The following is a 5,661-nucleotide window of genomic DNA, read 5'->3' as shown; positions in this document are numbered from 1 at the left end:
TGAGCTCAAGACCGCCGCTCCGCGGCGGATCTTTCCCGCCCACCCACCCGATTGCCCCGCAGCGGCCCCAGCCTGTCGACGCGCCGTCGTCGGCCGCGCCGCCGTACCGCCGCTTCGCGGCGAGTTTCCCGCCCACCCACCCGATTGCCCCGAAGTTGCCCGCCCACCCCGTCAGTACGTCTTCCACCCCGTCAGCAGGTCTTCCAGCCCGGCCGCAGGCATTTCAGCCCGTCCGGCGTTTGAGGACGAACTCGGCGGAGCCGGTGATCTGCGGCCACCTCGCGGCCGGCGCAGCCGGAAAGTTTCGGGAAGGGGCGGGGTTGGGGAAAGAGAAGGTCCCGAACCCGCACCCGGGCATCAAACGGGCACCCCCACCCCACCGAACGGGCACCCCTCCCGCCCGGACCGCAGGCCACCGCCCCGGCAAACGGGCAGACACGGGCACCATCGCCCCGGCTCCGAGCCTGTTCACACACCGCCCCCCGCTGTAGAACTTCCCCACAGGGCCCGAACGGGCATCCGGCGAGGAAGGAGGCGGCGGTCATGACCGCAGAAGAACGTCAGCGGAAGATCGTCCGAGCGGCGCGGAACTCCGGTTCCGTGGACGTCACCGCACTCGCCGCCGAACTCGGCGTCGCCAAGGAGACCGTACGCCGCGACCTCCGCGCCCTGGAGGACCACGGCCTGGTCCGCCGCACCCACGGCGGCGCCTACCCCGTGGAAAGCGCCGGTTTCGAGACGACGCTCGCCTTCCGCACCACCATGCACGTCCCGGAGAAGCGAAGGATCGCCACCGCCGCCGCCGACCTCCTCGGCGACGCCGAGACCGTCTTCGTCGACGAGGGCTTCACCCCGCAGCTGATCGCCGAGGCACTGCCCGAGGCCACCAAGGGCCGCGCCCTGACCGTGGTCACGGCGTCCCTCGCGACCGCCGGCGCCCTCGCCGAGGCCGAGAACATGTCCGTGCTGCTCCTCGGCGGCCGGGTCCGTCCGGGCACACTCGCGACCGTCGACCACTGGACCACCCGGATGCTCGCCGGATTCGTGATCGACCTGGCGTACATCGGGGCCAACGGCATCTCCCGCGAGCACGGTCTGACGACGCCCGACCCGGCCGTCAGCGAAGTGAAGGCCCAGGCGATCCGGGCGTCACGGCGCACCGTGTTCGCGGGCGTGCACACCAAGTTCGGGGCGACGAGCTTCTGCCGGTTCGCGCACGTCGGCGACCTGGAGGCCATCGTCACCAGCACCCAGCTGCCCGCGTCCGAGGCACACCGCTACTCCCTCCAGGGGCCGCAGGTCATCCGGGTCTGACGACACCCGCCGCATCCCCCTCCCCCTCCCCGCCGCACCGGGCCTCCGCACGCCCGGAAGCACCCCAACCGCACCCCCACCACACCCCGACGCACCCCATAAGTCCCCAAAAGTCCAGGAGCATTCATGCGAACCCAGAGCCGACGGAGGCCGCGCGCACTCGCCGCTGCCGCCGCAGGGACGCTGCTTGCCCCGCTGCTCTCCGGCTGCTGGGCCGGGGCGGGCGGGACCGGTTCAGGCGGCGACTCCATCAACGTACTGATGGTGAACAACCCGCAGATGGTCGAGCTGCAGAAGCTCACCGCCGCCCACTTCACCAAGGAGACGGGCATCAAGGTGAACTTCACGGTCCTGCCCGAGAACGACGTCCGCGACAAGATCAGCCAGGACTTCGCCAACCAGGCCGGGCAGTACGACGTCGCGACCCTCAGCAACTACGAGATACCGATCTACGCCCGCAACGGCTGGCTGCATGAAGTCGGTTCGTATACGCGCAAGGACAAGGCGTACGACCAGAAGGACATCCTGCCGCCCATGCGCCAGTCGCTCACCGGCGACGACGGGAAGCTCTACGGACAGCCCTTCTACGGAGAGTCGTCCTTCCTGATGTACCGGAAGGACGTGTTCAAGAAGGCCGGGCTCACCATGCCGAAGCACCCCACCTGGCAGCAGGTGGCGAAGCTCGCCGCCGACGTGGACGGCGCCGAGTCCGGCATGAAGGGCATCTGCCTGCGCGGGCTTCCCGGCTGGGGCGAGCTGATGGCGCCCTTGACGACCGTGGTGAACACCTTCGGAGGGACGTGGTTCGACAAGGGGTGGAAGGCCCGCCTCGACTCACCCGAGTTTGAGAAGGCAACTCGCTTCTACGTAGACCTCGTTCGCGAGCACGGCGAGTCCGGAGCCGCCCAGTCCGGCTATGCCGAGTGCCTGAACAACCTCACCCAGGGCAAGACCGCCATGTGGTACGACGCCACGGCCGCCGCGGGCTCCCTGGAGTCCGCCAAGTCCCCCGTCAAGGGCAAGATCGGCTACGTACCGGCGCCCGTGGAGAAGACCAAGAGCTCCGGGTGGCTCTACACCTGGGCCTGGGGCCTGCAGAAGGCCTCGCGCAACCCGGACAAGGCCTGGAAGTTCGTCTCCTGGGCGTCGAGCAAGGAGTACGAGCAGCTGGTCGGCGAGAAGATCGGCTGGTCCAACGTCCCCGCCGGTAAGCGCGCATCGACGTACGCCAACCCGGAGTACCGCAAGGAAGCCGCCGCCTTCCAGGACGTCACCCGCGCCGCCATCGAAGGTGCAAGGCCCCGCGACCCCGGCGTACAGCCCCGGCCCGCGCCCGGCATCCAGTTCGTCGGCATCCCCGAGTTCACCGACCTCGGCACGAAGGTCTCCCAGGAGATCAGTGCGGCCATCGCCGGGCGGCAGTCCGTCGACTCGGCCCTGAGGAAGTCACAGAAGCTCGCCGAGAAGATCGCCGAGGAGTACGAGGGACGATGACCGCCACCGCGAGCACCACCGCCGTCGCGCCCGCGCGCGTGAGCGCCGCCAAGCCACCGGGAAGGCTGCGCGCCTGGGCCACCAGGGCCCCGCTGCTTCCCGCCCTGATCTTCATGGTCGTGGTGACCCAGCTGCCGTTCGTGGCCACGCTGGTGATCTCCTTCTTCGACTGGAACGCCCTCTACCCCGACGCCCGCAGCTTCACCGGACTCGCCAACTACTCCGAGGTCCTCACCGACCCGGACCTGCGCAAGTCCGTCCTGACGACCATCGTGCTCACGGCCACCGTGGTGATCGCGAGCCTCGTCATCGGCCTCGCGCTCGCACTCCTCCTCGACCGGAAGTTCCGGGGCCGCGGCCTGGTGCGTACGTTGCTCATCGCGCCGTTCCTGCTCGTGCCGGTGGCCGCCGCGCTGCTGTGGAAGCACGTGCTCTACAACCCCGAGTACGGGCTCTTCAACGGCCTCCTGCACTGGGTGGGCGGTGACGGCGCCGCGCAGCCCGACTGGGTGTCCAACACCCCGCTGATCGCCATCGAGGCCTCCCTGATCTGGCAGTGGACGCCCTTCATGATGCTGATCCTGCTCGCCGGCCTGCAGAGCCGCGACACCGAACTCATCGAGGCCGCCCGCATGGACGGCGCGAGCAATTGGCAGGTGTTCCGGTACCTGACCCTGCCGCACCTGCGCCGCTACCTCGAACTGGGCGCCCTGCTCGGCTCGGTGTACATCGTGCAGAACTTCGACGCCGTCTTCACGATCACCTCGGGCGGCCTGGGCACCGCCAACCTGCCCTACACCGTCTACCAGAGCTTCTACCAGGCCCACGAGAACGGCCTGGCGTCCGCCGCCGGTGTCCTCGTCGTCATCGGCTCCATCATCATCGCGACCTTCGCGCTGCGGGTCGTCTCGTCCCTGTTCCGTGAGGAGGCGTCCCGCTGATGAGCAGCACGAACACCGCCGTGACGCGGGTCCGTACCGTCCGTACCTTCCGTACCTTCCGTACGAAGGGAGCGTCGGGGCTCGGCCTCGTCGCCTGGCTGGCCGGCATCCTGTTCTTCCTGCCGATCGCCTGGATGACCCTGACCTCCTTCCACTCGGAGGAGGACGCCGCGACCAACCCGCCCTCGGTCGCCGCCTCGCTCACCCTGGACGGCTACCGCGACTTCTTCGGCACGGGCGGCGGCGCGAGCCCCTGGCCCGCGCTGATCAACTCGACCGTGGCCTCGGTGGCCTCGACCCTCCTTGTGCTGCTCCTCGCACTGCCTGCCGCGTACGCGCTCTCCATCAGGCCGGTGAAGAAGTGGACGGACGTCCTGTTCTTCTTCCTCTCGACGAAGATGCTGCCGGTCGTGGCGGGCCTCCTGCCGATCTATCTCTTCGCCAAGAACGCCGAGATGCTCGACAACATCTGGCTGCTCGTCATCCTCTATACGTCGATGAACCTGCCGATCGCGGTCTGGATGATGCAGTCCTTCCTCGCCGAGGTCCCGGTCGCGATCATCGAGGCCGCGCAGATCGACGGGGCACGCCTGCCGACCATCCTCGCGCGCGTGGTGGCGCCCATCGCGCTGCCCGGGATCGCCGCGACGGCCCTGATCTGCTTCATCTTCAGCTGGAACGAACTGCTCTTCGCGCGGGTGCTCACCGGGGTCGTCGCCCAGACCGCGCCCGTCTTCCTGACCGGCTTCATCACCAGCCAGGGCCTGTTCCTGGCGAAGGTGTGCGCCGCGTCGCTCGTGATCTCCCTGCCGGTGCTCGCCGCGGGGTTCGCCGCCCAGGACAAGCTGGTCCAGGGCCTGTCGTTGGGAGCCGTGAAATGAAGGCCGCCGTCATCGAGTCCATCGGCAAGGCCGTGGTCGCCGAGGTCCCGGACCCGACACCCGGGCCGCGCCAGGTCGTCGTGGAGGTCGCCGCGTGCGGTCTGTGCGGGACCGATCTGCACATCCTCCAGGGCGAGTTCGCGCCCACGCTGCCCGTGGTGCCGGGGCACGAGTTCGCCGGGGAGGTGGTGGGGCTCGGCAGCGAGGTCACGGAACTCGCCGTCGGCGACCGGGTCGCCGTCGACCCGTCCCTCTACTGCTACGAGTGCCGCTACTGCCGCACCGGCCACAACAACCTCTGCGAGCGCTGGGCCGCGATCGGCGTCACCACGGCGGGCGGCGCCGCCCAGTACGCGGTCGCGCCTGTCGCCAACTGCGTACGCCTCCCCGAGCACGTCCGCACCCAGGACGCCGCGCTCATCGAGCCGCTGTCCTGCGCGGTGCGCGGCTACGACGTGCTGCGCGCCCAGCTGGGCGCGCATGTGCTGATCTACGGCTCGGGGACCATGGGCCTGATGATGCTGGAGCTCGCCAAGCGGACGGGCGCGGCGAGCGTGGAGGTCGTGGACCTCAACCCGGACCGCCTCGCCACGGCGCGGCAGCTGGGCGTCTCGGGCTCGGCCGCGAACGCGGACGATCTTGAGCGGCCGCAGGGCTGGGACATCGTCGTCGACGCGACGGGGAACGCGGGGGCGATCCAGGACGGGCTCGGGCGGGTCGCCAAGGCGGGGACGTTCCTGCAGTTCGGGGTGGCGGACTACGCGACGCGCGTGAGCATCGACCCGTACCGGATCTACAACCAGGAGATCACCATCACCGGGTCGATGGCGGTGCTTCACAGCTATGAGCGGGCGGCGGAGCTGTTCGCAGGCGGCGTCCTCGACCCGGACGTCTTCATCAGCGACCGGCTGCCGCTGGCGGCGTACCCCGACGCTCTGGAGCGGTTCGCCTCCGGCGTGGGCCGGAAGATCGTGGTGGTGCCGTAGCGGCCCCTGCTGCACCGACGCCGGACGGGCTGGAGCCTTCCAGCC

General features: G+C 69.6%; 6 protein-coding genes. 5 read left to right on the top strand and 1 reads right to left on the bottom strand.

What is annotated here, in order from left to right; all coding sequences use genetic code 11:
• On the bottom strand, positions 1-187 hold a 187-nt coding region (locus ACFWY6_RS34965; protein ID WP_384699260.1), incomplete at its 3' end, for a hypothetical protein.
• Positions 188-543: 356 nt separating this feature from the next.
• On the opposite strand from ACFWY6_RS34965, the gene ACFWY6_RS34960 reads away from it, so the two are divergent.
• The 5 genes from ACFWY6_RS34960 to ACFWY6_RS34940 all read left to right on the top strand — a co-directional run bounded on the left by ACFWY6_RS34960 (position 544) and on the right by ACFWY6_RS34940 (position 5,616).
• Entirely contained in the window at positions 544-1,314 is a 771-nt protein-coding gene (locus ACFWY6_RS34960; protein ID WP_384699257.1) for a DeoR/GlpR family DNA-binding transcription regulator, read from the top strand.
• A gap of 126 nt (positions 1,315-1,440) precedes the next feature.
• Positions 1,441-2,808 carry an ABC transporter substrate-binding protein gene (locus tag ACFWY6_RS34955; RefSeq protein WP_384699254.1) on the top strand — a complete coding sequence of 456 codons (1,368 nt, stop codon included), beginning with the start codon at positions 1,441-1,443 and terminating at the stop codon, positions 2,806-2,808.
• Positions 2,805-3,749: a sugar ABC transporter permease gene (locus ACFWY6_RS34950; protein WP_361826818.1), complete on the top strand. Its 945-nt coding sequence runs from the start codon at positions 2,805-2,807 to the stop codon at positions 3,747-3,749. The genes ACFWY6_RS34955 and ACFWY6_RS34950 overlap by 4 nt, the downstream gene beginning before the upstream one ends.
• Positions 3,749-4,630, top strand: coding sequence for a carbohydrate ABC transporter permease (locus ACFWY6_RS34945; RefSeq protein ID WP_384699250.1), 882 nt, complete (start codon positions 3,749-3,751; stop codon positions 4,628-4,630). Before ACFWY6_RS34950 ends, ACFWY6_RS34945 begins: the two co-directional genes overlap by 1 nt.
• Positions 4,627-5,616, top strand: coding sequence for a zinc-dependent alcohol dehydrogenase family protein (locus ACFWY6_RS34940; protein ID WP_360763682.1), 990 nt, complete (start codon positions 4,627-4,629; stop codon positions 5,614-5,616). The genes ACFWY6_RS34945 and ACFWY6_RS34940 overlap by 4 nt, the downstream gene beginning before the upstream one ends.
• The last annotated feature ends 45 nt before the right edge of the window (positions 5,617-5,661 follow it).

Origin of the sequence: Streptomyces sp. NPDC059037, from assembly GCF_042740015.1 — a bacterium.
GTDB lineage: Bacteria > Actinomycetota > Actinomycetes > Streptomycetales > Streptomycetaceae > Streptomyces.
The sequence above is the reverse complement of the archived record's forward strand: the minus strand, read 5'-3'. Positions and strand labels throughout refer to the sequence as shown.